The 13,778-nt window shown below is 37.1% G+C and carries 13 protein-coding genes and 1 pseudogene; 13 read left to right on the top strand and 1 reads right to left on the bottom strand.

What is annotated here, in order from left to right; translation table 11 throughout:
* Positions 1 to 53 precede the first annotated feature (53 nt).
* The 4 genes from vanW to vanT are packed head-to-tail and all read left to right on the top strand — an operon-like array spanning position 54 to position 4,817.
* Positions 54 to 890, top strand: a complete 837-nt coding sequence (gene vanW / locus ACQKFG_RS17245) for a glycopeptide resistance accessory protein VanW (protein WP_427560986.1) — start codon at positions 54 to 56, stop codon at positions 888 to 890.
* Positions 880 to 1,965, top strand: a complete 1,086-nt coding sequence (gene vanG, locus ACQKFG_RS17240) for a D-alanine--D-serine ligase VanG (protein ID WP_427560983.1) — start codon at positions 880 to 882, stop codon at positions 1,963 to 1,965. Before vanW ends, vanG begins: the two co-directional genes overlap by 11 nt.
* A complete protein-coding gene (locus tag ACQKFG_RS17235) occupies positions 1,922 to 2,692 on the top strand; it encodes a D-alanyl-D-alanine carboxypeptidase family protein (protein WP_427560980.1) in 771 nt (256 codons plus the stop codon). The genes vanG and ACQKFG_RS17235 overlap by 44 nt, the downstream gene beginning before the upstream one ends.
* A complete protein-coding gene (gene vanT / locus ACQKFG_RS17230; protein ID WP_427560977.1) occupies positions 2,679 to 4,817 on the top strand; it encodes a serine racemase VanT catalytic subunit in 2,139 nt (712 codons plus the stop codon). The genes ACQKFG_RS17235 and vanT overlap by 14 nt, the downstream gene beginning before the upstream one ends.
* A gap of 270 nt (positions 4,818 to 5,087) precedes the next feature.
* On the opposite strand, the pseudogene ACQKFG_RS17225 reads toward vanT, so the two are convergent.
* A pseudogene (locus tag ACQKFG_RS17225) lies at positions 5,088 to 5,192 on the bottom strand (helix-turn-helix domain-containing protein); the annotation flags it as partial.
* A gap of 91 nt (positions 5,193 to 5,283) precedes the next feature.
* Between ACQKFG_RS17225 and ACQKFG_RS17220 the strand changes: the two are divergent.
* From ACQKFG_RS17220 to ACQKFG_RS17180, 9 genes are all read left to right on the top strand, one after another.
* Positions 5,284 to 5,430 carry an N-acetylmuramoyl-L-alanine amidase gene (locus ACQKFG_RS17220; protein ID WP_427560974.1) on the top strand — a complete coding sequence of 49 codons (147 nt, stop codon included), beginning with the start codon at positions 5,284 to 5,286 and terminating at the stop codon, positions 5,428 to 5,430.
* A gap of 8 nt (positions 5,431 to 5,438) precedes the next feature.
* Positions 5,439 to 5,585, top strand: a complete 147-nt coding sequence (locus ACQKFG_RS17215; RefSeq protein ID WP_427560971.1) for an N-acetylmuramoyl-L-alanine amidase — start codon at positions 5,439 to 5,441, stop codon at positions 5,583 to 5,585.
* A 128-nt stretch (positions 5,586 to 5,713) separates the two neighbouring features.
* Positions 5,714 to 5,998 (top strand): LysM peptidoglycan-binding domain-containing protein, encoded by a 285-nt coding sequence (locus ACQKFG_RS17210; protein WP_427560968.1) that lies wholly within the window; start codon positions 5,714 to 5,716, stop codon positions 5,996 to 5,998.
* A 1,382-nt stretch (positions 5,999 to 7,380) separates the two neighbouring features.
* Complete coding sequence (locus ACQKFG_RS17205) at positions 7,381 to 7,773, top strand: DUF2283 domain-containing protein (protein WP_427560965.1); 393 nt, start codon at positions 7,381 to 7,383, stop codon at positions 7,771 to 7,773.
* A 241-nt stretch (positions 7,774 to 8,014) separates the two neighbouring features.
* On the top strand, positions 8,015 to 9,079 hold the full coding sequence (locus ACQKFG_RS17200) for a C45 family autoproteolytic acyltransferase/hydolase (RefSeq protein ID WP_427560962.1): 1,065 nt from the start codon (positions 8,015 to 8,017) through the stop codon (positions 9,077 to 9,079).
* A gap of 120 nt (positions 9,080 to 9,199) precedes the next feature.
* On the top strand, positions 9,200 to 9,958 hold the full coding sequence (locus ACQKFG_RS17195; RefSeq protein WP_349729723.1) for an IclR family transcriptional regulator: 759 nt from the start codon (positions 9,200 to 9,202) through the stop codon (positions 9,956 to 9,958).
* Between the two features lie 268 nt (positions 9,959 to 10,226).
* Positions 10,227 to 11,435, top strand: coding sequence for a CaiB/BaiF CoA transferase family protein (locus ACQKFG_RS17190; RefSeq protein ID WP_192207831.1), 1,209 nt, complete (start codon positions 10,227 to 10,229; stop codon positions 11,433 to 11,435).
* A gap of 1 nt (position 11,436) precedes the next feature.
* Positions 11,437 to 12,390: a hydroxymethylglutaryl-CoA lyase gene (locus tag ACQKFG_RS17185; protein WP_427560957.1), complete on the top strand. Its 954-nt coding sequence runs from the start codon at positions 11,437 to 11,439 to the stop codon at positions 12,388 to 12,390.
* Positions 12,391 to 12,466: 76 nt separating this feature from the next.
* Positions 12,467 to 13,765, top strand: a complete 1,299-nt coding sequence (locus ACQKFG_RS17180; RefSeq protein ID WP_192207833.1) for a CitMHS family transporter — start codon at positions 12,467 to 12,469, stop codon at positions 13,763 to 13,765.
* Positions 13,766 to 13,778 lie beyond the last annotated feature (13 nt).

The following is a 13,778-nucleotide window of genomic DNA, read 5'->3' as shown; positions in this document are numbered from 1 at the left end:
AAAACAAGAGTGCTTTTTTGTTTTGAATGGAGTCAGACAAAGGAGTGAATGCAGTGTCACGGAGAAGAGTAACGCAGATATTTCCGTTTCTGCTTCCTTTACGCAAATGGCAAAGGAGGCAACTTTTCTATATAAAGATGCGTTTAGACGGCAATAAATATGCAAAGGAAATCGCCGTAGTTGATTTGCCCTATGAGGTGTTTTCAACATCATCATTGATGCTGAATAAAAACAGCGGATTTGATATGAAGTACCAAGTAAACAAAGTACACAATTTGAAACTTGCCGCAAAACCGCTCGACAAGTTCATTATAAAACGAAATGAAACTTTTTCTTTCTGGCAACTTGTACGGTATGCTGACCGCTTTCAACCATACAAAGACGGCTTAAATCTAGTCGATGGGAAAATTGTAGGCTCATACGGTGGAGGTATTTGTCAGCTCAGTAATATGCTGTTCTGGATGTTCCTTCATACGCCGCTAACGCTTGTAGAGCGACACGGACACGCTGTTGAATCCTTTCCATCGACAGATAGTTTCCCCCATGGAACTGATGCAACTATCAATGAAGGTTGGTTAGATTTGAAAGTAAGAAATGAAACAGATATTACGTTTCAGATCAACATCTCATTTGACGGAGAATTTATGTACGGTCACATTCGTTCTGACAAGGAGCAGACCTATAAATATAAGATTTTTAATCAATCTGTTTCATATTACAAAGTTGGTAGCCGAGTGTTTCAAAAGGCTTCTGTTGATTGCATTAGAACAAATATTTTAAAAGGGCAAAACGAACAAGTTTTTCTATATAACAATACTTGTGAAATAGGTTACGAGCTACCTGATGACATTGAAATCGTAAAACATGGAGGAAATAAAAATGAAACCTAATATTGCAGTGATTTTCGGAGGTAATTCTTCGGAGTATCCCGTATCGTTACAGTGTGCATTCTCAATTTTGAAAAACTTAGATGTAAGGAAATATACAATTATTCCAATTGGTATTACAAGGCAAGGTGACTGGTATCGTTATGACGGAAAATTCGATCATATTCTTAACGACTCGTGGATAGATGACACCGTTAACCTTACCCCTATTATCATTTCTCAAAATTGCTCAGTGGGTGGTATTGTTGAGCTTTCTGAGGAAGGCATCAATGTTACTAAACTTGATTTTGCTTTTCCCCTATTGCACGGAAAAAATGGTGAAGATGGTACAGTTCAGGGGTTGTTTGAATTAGCAGGAATACAGGTTATTGGTTGTGATACCCTTTCTTCGGCTTTATGTATGGATAAGGATAGAGCGCATAAACTTGTTCAAGCCGCAGGGATTGCCGCGCCAAAAGCAATAACACTGCGAAAGTCCACAATGAAGGAAGCACTTAGCTTGTCAAAAGATTTAGTGTATCCGTTGTTTGTAAAGCCCGTCCGAGCAGGCTCATCTTTTGGAATTACAAAGATTTACGAACAATCCGAATTGCAGGCAGCGGTTGATTTGGCATTTGAACATGATTGTGAGGTTATTATCGAGGAAGCTATTGACGGATTTGAAGTTGGTTGTGCAGTTTTGGGAATAGATGACTTGCTTGTAGGCAGAGTAGACGAAATTGAATTATCTAACGGTTTCTTTGATTACACAGAGAAATATAGCCTGAAAACCTCAAAAATTCATATGCCAGCACGAATTGATGATATTTGCGAACAGAGAATACAGGAAACTGCAAAAACTATCTATCAAATACTTGGCTGTTCAGGTTTTGCAAGAGTGGATATGTTTTTGACACCATCGGGAGAGATAGTGTTTAACGAGGTCAATACTATCCCTGGCTTCACTTCTCATAGTCGTTATCCCAATATGATGAAAGGTATCGGTATGTCCTATGCAGAAATTTTGGACAAGCTGATTGGTTTATACACAGGAAATGAAAACTATCATTCTAAACAAATCACAGATTTATACAGGTAACTTAATCCTCGTGAATGCCCATTATCCCGTTCACTCTCATAGCATAGAAGGATTTTCAATCGTTGATGCAAAGTATCCTGATGTACGTATGAAGCGTAATGCTGTAAATGCATTGCAGTGCATTTTTGACAAAATCGGCTGTACGGATCAAATTGTTGCAGTTAGTGGACACCGATCGCTAGCTGAACAAGTAGAAATATATAATGGCTCAATGCGTGACAATGGTCGAAGCTTTACTGAAAAGTATGTTGCTTTGCCAAATCACAGTGAGCATCATACAGGGCTTGCAATTGACTTGGGATTAAAACAAGAGGTTATAGATTTCATTCGACCAGAGTTTCCGTATGATGGCATCTGCAATGAATTTCGCAAAATAGCACCTTATTACGGCTTTGTTGAGCGTTATCAATCAGACAAAGAAGGTATAACAGGGATTGCTCACGAACCATGGCATTTCCGCTATGTTGGGCACCCTCATTCAGAAGTGATGGATAAAGAACATCTGTCGTTTGAGGAGTACATTGATTATATAAGGAACTTCACTTATAACAAAGAACATCATCGTATGTCGGACAATGACGGAAAAGAAATTGAAATATTCTTTGTTCCTTGCCATAAAGAAAGAGTGGAAATAACTATACCTGAGCATTCAATTTATCAAGTATCCGGCAATAATGTAGACGGTTTTATTGTGACTATTTGGAGGTGGAAAAATGAACAGGAATAGAACGTATGCAGGCATTGACTATTTTAGGTTTACTGCTGCATTACTGGTTATTGCAGTCCATACATCTCCATTATCCTTATACAGCCAAACAGGCGATTTCATCTTAACTCGGATTATTGCACGAATTGCCGTACCTTTCTTTTTTATGACAACAGGTTTTTTCCTGATTTTAAGGTACAATTACAATTCCGATAAATTGAAAAACTTTATCAAAAAGACGTCCATTATATATGGTATTTCCATATTGCTGTACATTCCATTAAACATTTATAATGGCTATTTTTCGATGGACAATCTACTTCCCAATATCATTAAAGATATCATTTTTGATGGTACTATATACCATTTATGGTATCTACCTGCATCTATCATTGGTGCTGCAATTGCGTGGTATCTTTTGAAAAGGGTTGGGGTCAGTTTTGCACTGATCGTTACCGGCATTCTCTATGTAGTGGGGATGCTTGGCGATAGCTATTACGGATTTGCAGAAAAAATACCGTTTCTTAAAAAGATGTTCGAGTTGATTTTTGAGGTATCTGATTACACGAGAAATGGACTTTTCTTTGCCCCACTATTTTTTGTCCTTGGTGGCATTATTGCGGATAAAGCAATAAAAGTTACCCTAAAAAAAAGTGTTGTTGGATTTGTAATATCTTTCGCACTTATGTTTGGCGAGGGGATGGCACTTCATCATTGGGGAGTACAACGACACGACAGTATGTATATTATGCTTCTGCCATGTATGTTCTTTTTATTTAATGCCCTTACATATTGGAAGGGACAAAGAATTAAGGCACTCAGCTCGTTAACCTTAATTGTTTATATTATTCATCCAATGATGATTGTAATAGTACGAATGCTTGCCACAATCCTGGGTATGCTGTCGCTTTTGGTAGAAAATAGTCTTATTCACTATGTTGTTGTATCTGTCTTTTCTGTCGCTGCATCTATTGTTATTTTGCGTCTTTATAGTCGCCTAAAATCGCGTCGCAGTAAAAAGGTACAAAACAGTATGGATAGATCGTGGATTGAGGTTGATTTGAACAATCTTGAGCATAATGTACGAATCTTACAGGAATCCATGCCAAAAGACTGCGAACTGATGGCTGTCGTAAAGGCAGACGCATATGGGCATAGTGCCTTTGAAGTTTCGACATTCATAAATCAAATAGGTGTAAAAGCCTTTGCCGTAGCAACCATAGATGAAGGTATTAAATTGCGTAAATATGGTGTTAAAGGTGAAATACTGATTTTGGGCTATACCTGTCCTACCAGAGCGAAAGAACTTCATAAATACAACCTTATACAAAGCCTTATTGATTATGATTATGCGGTTTCTTTAAGTCACCAAGGTTACAAACTCAAATCACATATTAAGATTGATACTGGTATGAAACGCCTTGGGTTTGATGTTGATGATATATCAAAGATTATAGAGATTTTTAAAACAAAGCAATTAGGTGTTTGTGGAATTTATACGCATTTATGTGTTTCAGATAGTCTTTTACCTAAGGATGTGGAATTTACACAGATTCAAATAAGCCGTTTTTATAGTTTGATAGATATGTTGTTGGAAAACGGGGTTAACCCTGATAAAGTGCATATACAGAGCAGCTACGGATTACTGAATTATCCAGAACTCCAATGTGATTATGTAAGAGCTGGTATAGCTTTATATGGAGTTCTTAGTTCTCCAACTGACAAAACCAAATTAAAGTTAGACTTAAAGCCAGTTTTATCACTGAAATCCAAGATTATTCTTATCCGAGCGATAAAGGAAGGCGAGACGGTTGGTTATGGAAGAACATTTGCTGCAAGCAGAAATAGTTTAATTGCAATATTGCCCATTGGTTATGCTGATGGAGTACCAAGAAATTTATCTTGTGGGAAGGGTAATGTACTAATACATGGATATCAAGTACCAATAGTCGGGAGAGTTTGTATGGATCACCTTGCAATTGATGTTACGGATATACCTCATGTGGCAGTTGACGATATTGCTACCATAATTGGGAGAGATGGTGAAAAAGAACTAACTGCACCAGAGGTTGCCGACAAATCAGGCAGCATATCGAATGAGCTGCTGAGCAGACTGGGAACAAGATTGATGAGGATGACAAAATAATTTGGATATCCCCTATCCGTTATTTTAACTATTTTAACATTTTTTATTAATGGAACTTTAGGATACATTCCTAAAGTTCCAACTTTTTTTAAATAGAAAAAAGCCTACTATTATCTGTACTGTTTGGTGATTGTAGTAAAAATTAAAATGAATATTCTTATATTATAGTTTCCGATGAGATAAAAGTTTTATGCAAATATAATAAATTAGTAAAGAAAAAAGCTCTAGGGCACTTATTTACTGTCCTAGAGTTATTTTTATAAAGCCAAAAAAAAGATTGAATACAAAGGGACTGCAACCAATGGTTTTAGCAATTAATATTTCTTGTGCCTTATTGGGATAGTTACGAAATTTATATGCCTTATTTACTAACACAGGTTGCACCTCACTTTTTAATAGGATACCTAAAGTATACAAAAAAAATGAAGGCTTATGCCTACCGACATTCATCTCCCACCTAAAATGGGTGTTTCACACCTTCACATTTTTGAGGAGGGATGCAGGACACGGTGGATCAGATCCAGGTGGGATTGGAAATGGTCTGCAAGAAAAGAACCTTACGTTAAAAATAGCTACAAATATAAAGAGTTTGGTAGAAGATTATAAAGAGTAACAGTTAAAATGAGCCGGGCTGGTGACACCTATCCATCCTTATCTACACGTACTAAAGCTGCTAATGAATGGGCAGCAGACATTTTCTTATCCATCCACATTAACGCTGGTGGTGGTACAGGTTACGAAGATTATATTTACACTTGCAAGTGCTAAGGCAAAAGAATATCAATCTACTATCCATGCAAAAATCATGATGCTAATTGAAATCAAGGATCGGGGTAAAAAATTAGCCAACATTCAAGTGCTTCGAACTAGCACCATGCCTACGGTTTTAACTAGATGTGGATTTTATTGATAATGCCGTGGATACAGCTAAATTAAAAACAAGTGTTTTTATTGAAAACTTGACAAAAGGTCATGTGAACGGTGATACCTTATACTCGATTGCTAAAAGGTATGGAACAACTGTGGACAATCTGAAATCATTAAATCCTAAAGTGGCTCCTAGTTCTCTTCAAATTGGCTACAAGCTTGTTGTAACTTTATTAAAAGCTACTTATCTCACAGTTGTGAAAGGCGACACAGTATCTACTCTTGGTAAAAAATACGGGAGCACAATTATATAGGTAAAGGACTGGAATAAACTTGAAAGTAGCTATAAATCATGGTTGGGCAAAAGCTGCGCGTAAAATAATTTGATAACCAAAAGGCCCTTCTCATTGAGAAGGGCCTTTTGGTTATTTAAACTATTATTGGAGTTATCAACTGCATAACAAGTATTATAAAAAAAAGTATAGATAAGATTAAATAATATATCTTATTGGGTTTATTAATTATAAATCTAATAGTTATTTTGCAAATAATTATTACTAACAAAATTTGCAATGCCAGATTAATAACAGAAAGAGAAGGACTAACTATTGTACATAGGAAGCTTAGAATACAAAGGGAAATTATAATTTTTTCCAATTTAATTAAATTGTTTTTCGTAAAAAATTTGTTCCTATTTGTTTTGAACAATAAAAATAATATCACGACAAATGAAAATATGCCTATACTTATAAGAATAATTTTTTGTCCTAAAATCATATTTATAAATCCTTTCTACTTTCGCTTACCAATTGTCTTGAAATCTTTAATGTAGCTATCACTGTCGACTCCTAAAAATATAACCAAATATTCTCCTTCTTGAATAAGAATATATTCGATTTCTTCTTTTGTAGTTTCAGAAGGATCAAGAGTATATTGTTTGTTTAATTCTTTTAAACTTAGAAAATCACTTTTTTCTTGATCTGTAAATAAATTGTGTAGAATTTCAACATTATCAATGATTTAACACTTATGATATAAATCAAGTTCCTTTGGATCAACTAGATCTCTTTTATCTTGTGATTTAGAAAGATATTCATTTATTAGAACATCTTCTACATCAGATTTGCTTGTATCTCTGTTACAGCGGTATAAGTTAAACCAGCAATAACTACAGCAATCCTACAAGTGAGTAAGTCTTCCCTAATACTACACAGAGAGGAATAAACCACACAAGTGAGGCTTCAAATTCATTTGAGTTAACATTTATGCCTCTACAGTCTCTGTATCAATAAATGTTGCTATGAATTCTTTATCTGCAGCTTCTTCAACTATGACATTATACGTTTTTTTACAATCTCTCCAGTTTCATTTGGTTCACTTGAAACAATAGTAAATATATTTTAGATTATGGGAGAATAGTAATTCGAATTAATTACTCTTACTCATTTTGTGTATGGCTTTAAAAAAACAATTGAATAAATACAATATTAGTGGCTACATTAATTGGCACTCCTTTTACTAAAAAGGAGTGGGCTTTATTTGCGAAATCAAATTGATAATCCATGCATTTAACTTTTGGGTCCCTCGCTTAAAAGTTTTCCTTCTCAGGTATAAGCGCTCTACAGTAACAAACGATAGCTTTTACTACTATCTATAAAAACAGCAAAATCTAAATTAAGGTGGGAGTAGGGATAAAATGAAATCCAAGGTTACATATGATAAAGAAGCAGAGTTAGCATATTTATATACTTTACCCTCATCCGTAAAGTATAAGATAGTGTCCACTATTGAATTAGAAGTAAATGAATATTTAGAGTTGGATATTGATGAAGGTAATAGAATAGTAGGGATCGAGTTTTTTGGTCCAATAACATCAAAGTTGTCTAAAATAGCTGGAAGCAAGAAAATATATAAGAAAAATGGAGAGAATTTTTCATTCCGCATAACTGAAAAGGATATTAAAAGTAAGTTTAGCTTTAAAGGAATTGACTTTTGTTTTGCGGACAATGATTTTCAAGAATTTTTGGGCTTTGATGTAGTTGATATAAAGAAGTACAATGGGGAATCTTTGAAATTCATTACAGAGTAATTCTAAAAGACAATAAATATCGAGGCTTAATTAAATTAATTCCACATGAAACTCTGATAAAATAGGTCTTCTTTTATTTGAAAGGAGCTATTTTCATTTTTAAGGTAAATCAAATTATAGGCATTGGTCTTCTTATCTGAACTACTGACATGTGAAAATTAAATGCTTATCTTCTTTATTTTCAACAATACTTCAAGTATCCTTAATTTGAATAGCAACTACTGTAAATGAGGGATAAGCCGTGAAGCAAATATATAGTGATGTCATACAATTTCGGGGTACACATTATGAGTTTGGATACATGCAAGGGGAGGAATTAAAAGATTCACTAACGGTAAAAAATCGTGAAGATCAGTGGAAGATCAGGCAGCCGCGGTTTACGGTTGAGGAAGAAGAGGTCAAGAAAGCAATTACACAATTCGCCCCTGGAGTTTGGGAAGAATTACTGGGGTTGCAGGAAGCGTTGAAATGGCCAATTGACCGCGTACTGCAAGAGTTCGGTGGATACCGATTGGATTATGTTCGGTCGGGCTGCTCCATCATGACTGGCGATGATTATCTCATTCGCAATTATGATTACCACCCAAAGACCTATGAAGGACGCTATGTTTTATTCCAGCCAACCGATCAAGGGTATGCAAGCATCGGCCCGAGTCAGAGAGGGACAGGCCGGATGGATGGAATGAATGAAAAAGGTTTGGTGATAGGCTATAATTTCATGAATCGCAAGAACCCTGGTGATGGTTTCATTTGCTGCATGATTGGCAGATTGATTGTTGAATCTTGTGCAAACGTACAGGAAGCGGTCGCGATGTTGAAGGAAATCCCGCATCGTCATTCCTTCACTTACGTCGTCTATGATAAAAGCGGAAGTACCTATATCGTTGAAACCTCTCCGAGAAATGTAGAGGTGCGCACGTCAAATGCCTGTACAAATCACTTTGAAATCATGAAAAATGAGAACCGTAACCATCTTATCGATTCGAGGCGCCGATTGGAGATCATCCAAGATCATGAAGGGAGACTTTCATCTGCCTACGATGCTTACAGATTGTTTAATGATACCAATCAAGGTGTATTCTCGGATTTATATAGCAGCTGGGCGGGAACGATTCATACTTCCGCTTATTTACCTAAGGAAATGAAAGCTTGGATTGCCTTGGGGGGGAACCAGGAGCCGACTTCAATAGATTTTGCGAAATGGCTCGAAGGGGAAAATGTTGAGCTAGAACGAATCAGAGGTGTGGTTGATACGGATATTCCCTTCGTGCATATGGATGAGGGAGCGAATTGGTTTCGGGATTGAGCGTATTATGGAAAGCCCTCGTTGGGTAAATGATGCTGGAATTAACATACATAATATAAGTGAAGTACATTTAAATGGCCAAGAATCAGTTGGTGAATAATTGTAAAAGAGGGACATTTAATGGATGAAAATGAAAGCTTAAAAGGGTCAAGAACAGTTCAACGGTCAATTAATATAATGAACTGCTTTACTTTGGAAGAGCCAGAATTATCCTTAACGGAAATCTCGAATAAGATAGATTTGGCGAAATCAACAACTTCCAGACTATTGGATACACTAGTACAAAATGGTCTTCTGCAAAAAAAATTCTCCAATTCAAAATATCAGTTTGGCTATAAAATGTATCAGTTTGGTCGTATTGCAGAAAATACCATTTCATTTGAAATAACGGAACTTGCAAAACCATTCATGAAGAAGCTAAGAAATGAAATTGGAGAATCAGTAAGTTTATATATGCTTGAAAATAAAGAACGAAGGTGTATTGCACGATACGGCAGTAATCAATCAATCCGTCATGTAGTAAGTATCGGAGAGGCACTTCCATTGGAGAAAGGTTCAGGTGGGAAGGCATTATTGGCTTTTCAGTCTCCGGCGTTTGTTGAATCAATTCTAAAAAACTTAGATTCCGAAGCATTACGAATCAGTCTATCAGGCGAATTGCCAATTATTCAAAAGGAATCTATTGCTATGAGTTTAGACGAAAGAGGAGCCGGAGTTAATTCAGTTGCATCACCTATTTTTGGAAAGGATCAAGAAGTGAATTTTTGTCTGTGCGTATCTGGGCCAAGTACAAGATTTACGCAAGCTGTAATCGATTCAATTAAAAATGAAGTGAAGATGAATGCTTTAAAGATTTCGGAATGTTTTAATGACCAATAAGAATAGCCACATTGTGGACAAGTTGTATTGACAGCGCCTTTTTACTGGGCGCTGTTTTTTATTTTAGTAATCAAAAGACAGAATTTTTTAATTTTTTTCGTGACAGATAAAAGTGGCTTTGTTATAATTCATTCATAAAGTTCCGTTTAGTGAAATTGATTGTTCCACTAGATGGAACTTGATAAAAAGAGATTTATGTAAAAGTTCTTATTCACATTTTGTTTAACAAAATTAGCAGACTCATAACTTCGAGGAGGAAGTATTAATTATGGATAATCCAACAAATGGACCTCTGACTGGAATTCGTGTTATCGATGCATCGACTGTGATTGCTGCTCCGTTTGCAGCTACCTTATTAGCGGACTTGGGAGCCGAAGTGTTAAAAGTGGAACTTCCGGATAAAGGGGATCCTTTAAGGGGGCTTGGACCGTGGAAGGGTTCTGAACCATTGAGGTGGCCAGGTCTTGCACGTAATAAGCAGTCTATAACTTTGGACATTCGCACTATTGAGGGGAGGGAGTTATTTAAAAAATTAATTGGCACTGCAGATGTACTGATAGAAAATTTCAGGCCTGGAACAATGGAGAAATGGGGACTGGGCTATGAAGAGCTGAAAGAAGTGAATCCCCGTCTCATTATGACTAGGCAATCGGGTTACGGGCAAACGGGACCATATGCAGAAAAGGCCGGGTTTGGAACACCTAGTACCGCCTTTTCGGGATATACCCATTTACAGGGATTTCAGGACCGCCACCCAGTAAGTCCTTCATTTTCATTACTTGATTATATATCTGGCATTTATATTGCCTTTGGGACTGTAAGCGCTCTCCTTCATCGCGAAACTTCTAAAGCTGAAAAAGGTCAAATCGTTGAGATGGGATTATATGAAGGAATGTTCAGGATGATGGATTTCTTAATTGCTGAGCATGATCAGCTCGGTAAAGTACGTGAGAGAGCACCTATGCTTCATGGTCATTCAAGTCCTTCAGGTACTTACCAAACAAAAGACGGGCATTGGGTTGTTATGGTATGCAGTACACAAAAAACATGGGAACGTCTGGCTCAAGCTATGGGACGGTCGGATTTGATAGAAAACCCTGATTATATAACGAATAAAAAACGAATGAATAACGATAGCTTCCTTCAAGAACTTGTTATGACCTTTATGAAATCATTAAATAAACAAGAGCTTTTGAGTAAAATGGATGAGTTTGGTGTTCCCATTTCACCAATATTAAGCATCAAGGACATCTTTGAAGATCCTCATTATCAAGCAAGGGAAAATATTTTGGAAGTTGATCATCCTCGGTTAGGAACAATTAAAGTCCCCGGCATTGTACCTAAGTTTTCAGAAACACCGGGGCGTATCCGTCATCGTGCACCGGAGCTGGGAGAGCATAACAAACAAGTGTTCAGTGAAGAACTTGGATTATCTGAAGAGGAATTAACGAATCTAAAAGCCAAAGGGGTCATCTAACATGAAAAATGAACAAATGATCTTACCTGATGAAGTGAATATATGGGAAGTTCTCCCGCGAGATGGTTTTCAAATGGAAGACAAATGGATACCGACAGAAGAAAAGATTCGCATTATCCGTGGTCTGGCAAATACAGGAATCAAACATATTGAAGTTACATCTTTTGTGCATCCTCGAGCAATACCTCAATTAAAAGATGCTGAAGAGGTGGTAAAGCGGGTTCAGGACTTAGATGGAGTGAAGTTCCGAGCGCTGGTTCCCAACTTGCGCGGAGCGGAACGAGCCATTAATGCAGGGATGAAAAAAATAAAGATATTATTATCTGCCACGGATTCACATAGCCTATCCAATTCCAACTGTATGGTTAAAGAAGCACAAATGGATCACCTGCCGATTGTAGAACTGGCTGGAAAATATGGTGTAGAAGTAGGAGGTTCAATTGCGGTAGCATTTGGCTGTCCATATGAAGGTAAGGTACCTCTGGAAAAGATAGTATCCATTCTTGAAGGATACAAAGATATGGGGGTTAACGAAGTTTCTTTGGCAGATACGGCTGGAATGGGAAACCCAAAGCAAGTATCTGAATTGTTAAGTATCATTAGAGAATTATTCCCTAGTTTCAAGATCACTTTACATTTACACAATACAAGAGGAATGGCATTTGCCAATGCAGTGGCAGCCTTGCAGCAAGGGGTCACTGATTTTGATAGTTCCACAACTGGATTGGGAGGATGCCCTTATGCCCCTAACGCTGCAGGAAATATCCCCACAGAAGATATCGTACATGGCTTTCATGAAATGGGAATCCGGACAGCCATTAATCTTGACTCATTACTCGAGGTCGCCAGCAATATCAAAAGTACAATGGGGCACGATGGTGGAAGCTTTATTCTTAAGGCAGGGCCGAACGACAGGCTGCATTCTAAACCAAAGGGTCAAAAAAAGCTTGGTTGATTACTAAAGGGGATTCAAGTGAATCCCTTTAAAGTAATTATGAATGAAAACGGATACAAAACAAGGGGGGGTATATATGTTATCAATATTAGGGTTCATGATGATTGTTGTTTTTATGTATTTAATTATGAGTAAGCGATTGAGTGCACTTAATGCCCTGATTATCATTCCGGTCATTTTTGCTCTGATAGGCGGATTCACTGATTTAGGACCTATGATGATGAGTGGGATTGAAACAATTGCACCAACTGCGATAATGGTGATATTTGCCATTTTATATTTTGGAATATTAATAGATGCAGGCATGTTTGATCCTTTGGTAACAAGAATGGTGAAGATATCAAAAGGGGATCCATTAAAGATTTCCGTTACTACTGCAGTATTGTCTTTATTGGTAGGATTGGACGGGGATGGAACGATCACGTATCTTATTGTCGTTACAGCATTATTGCCATTATACGAGAAGTTAGGGATGAATAAGTTAATACTTGCTTGTCTCCCAGCAATGTCAATGGGAATCATGAATGTACTTCCTTGGGGGGGACCAACTGCAAGGGTAATGTCCATCTTTGGATACGACGCTATGGAACTCCTGGGACCAATTATCCCTTCTATCATCGCTGGGGCATTATATGTCATTGGGCTAGGCGTGTTTTTTGGTGTTAGGGAACGCAAAAGGTTAGGTGTATTTGGTCATTATACAGAAACAGAGGGTGAAATAGCCGTATCAATGGAGGACATTACGGACCAATCATTAAAAAGACCCAAATTGTATTGGTTCAACATCATTCTTACACTATTATTGGTTTTTGCCCTAGTTAAAGCAATTTTACCATTACCTGCTCTATTTATGATCGCATTTGTCATAGTCATAGTTGTAAACTATCCGAATTTAAAAGAGCAACAGAGAAGAGTTGAAGCACATGCAGGAAACATTCTAACTGTCACTTCCTTGATCTTTGCTGCGGGTATTTTCGCAGGAATATTGGAGGGAACTGAAATGGTGGATGCCATGGCCTCAACTTTAGTGCATATTATACCAGACTTCCTAGGTCCACAATTGCCTGTAATTGTAGGATTGACCAGTATGCCATTTACGTTTGTGATGGCAAATGACCCTTATTATTTCGGTATTATTCCAATCATTGCTGAGACTGCTTCGGGATTCGGTATTGATAAACTGGAGATTGCACAGGCCTCTTTATTAGGGCAGCCATTACATTTATTAAGTCCATTGGTCGGGTCAGTATATGTATTGATTGGGCTTGTCGGCATAGAGTTTAGGGAGCATATTAGGTTTTCACTTAAATACGCTGTCGGATCAGCGTTGGTCATGATTATTACAGCTATCCTTTTCGGCACATTATCAATTTAGTTATTATTGTTTG

The organism is Peribacillus sp. NPDC076916 (assembly GCF_050269675.1).
Classification (GTDB): Bacteria; Bacillota; Bacilli; order Bacillales; family DSM-1321; genus Peribacillus; species Peribacillus aracenensis.
The sequence above is the reverse complement of the archived record's forward strand: the minus strand, read 5'-3'. Positions and strand labels throughout refer to the sequence as shown.

Bases quoted from the DNA above. Each gene is read 5' to 3' on its own strand.
- vanG (WP_427560983.1), top strand. From the start codon at position 880: ATGAAACCTAATATTGCAGTGATTTTCGGAGGTAATTCTTCGGAGTAT.
- ACQKFG_RS17180 (WP_192207833.1), top strand. From the start codon at position 12,467: ATGTTATCAATATTAGGGTTCATGATGATTGTTGTTTTTATGTATTTA.
- ACQKFG_RS17185 (WP_427560957.1), top strand. From the start codon at position 11,437: ATGAAAAATGAACAAATGATCTTACCTGATGAAGTGAATATATGGGAA.
- vanT (WP_427560977.1), top strand. From the start codon at position 2,679: ATGAACAGGAATAGAACGTATGCAGGCATTGACTATTTTAGGTTTACT.
- ACQKFG_RS17215 (WP_427560971.1), top strand. From the start codon at position 5,439: ATGAGCCGGGCTGGTGACACCTATCCATCCTTATCTACACGTACTAAA.
- ACQKFG_RS17235 (WP_427560980.1), top strand. From the start codon at position 1,922: ATGAAAACTATCATTCTAAACAAATCACAGATTTATACAGGTAACTTA.
- ACQKFG_RS17205 (WP_427560965.1), top strand. From the start codon at position 7,381: ATGAAATCCAAGGTTACATATGATAAAGAAGCAGAGTTAGCATATTTA.
- ACQKFG_RS17195 (WP_349729723.1), top strand. From the start codon at position 9,200: ATGGATGAAAATGAAAGCTTAAAAGGGTCAAGAACAGTTCAACGGTCA.
- ACQKFG_RS17190 (WP_192207831.1), top strand. From the start codon at position 10,227: ATGGATAATCCAACAAATGGACCTCTGACTGGAATTCGTGTTATCGAT.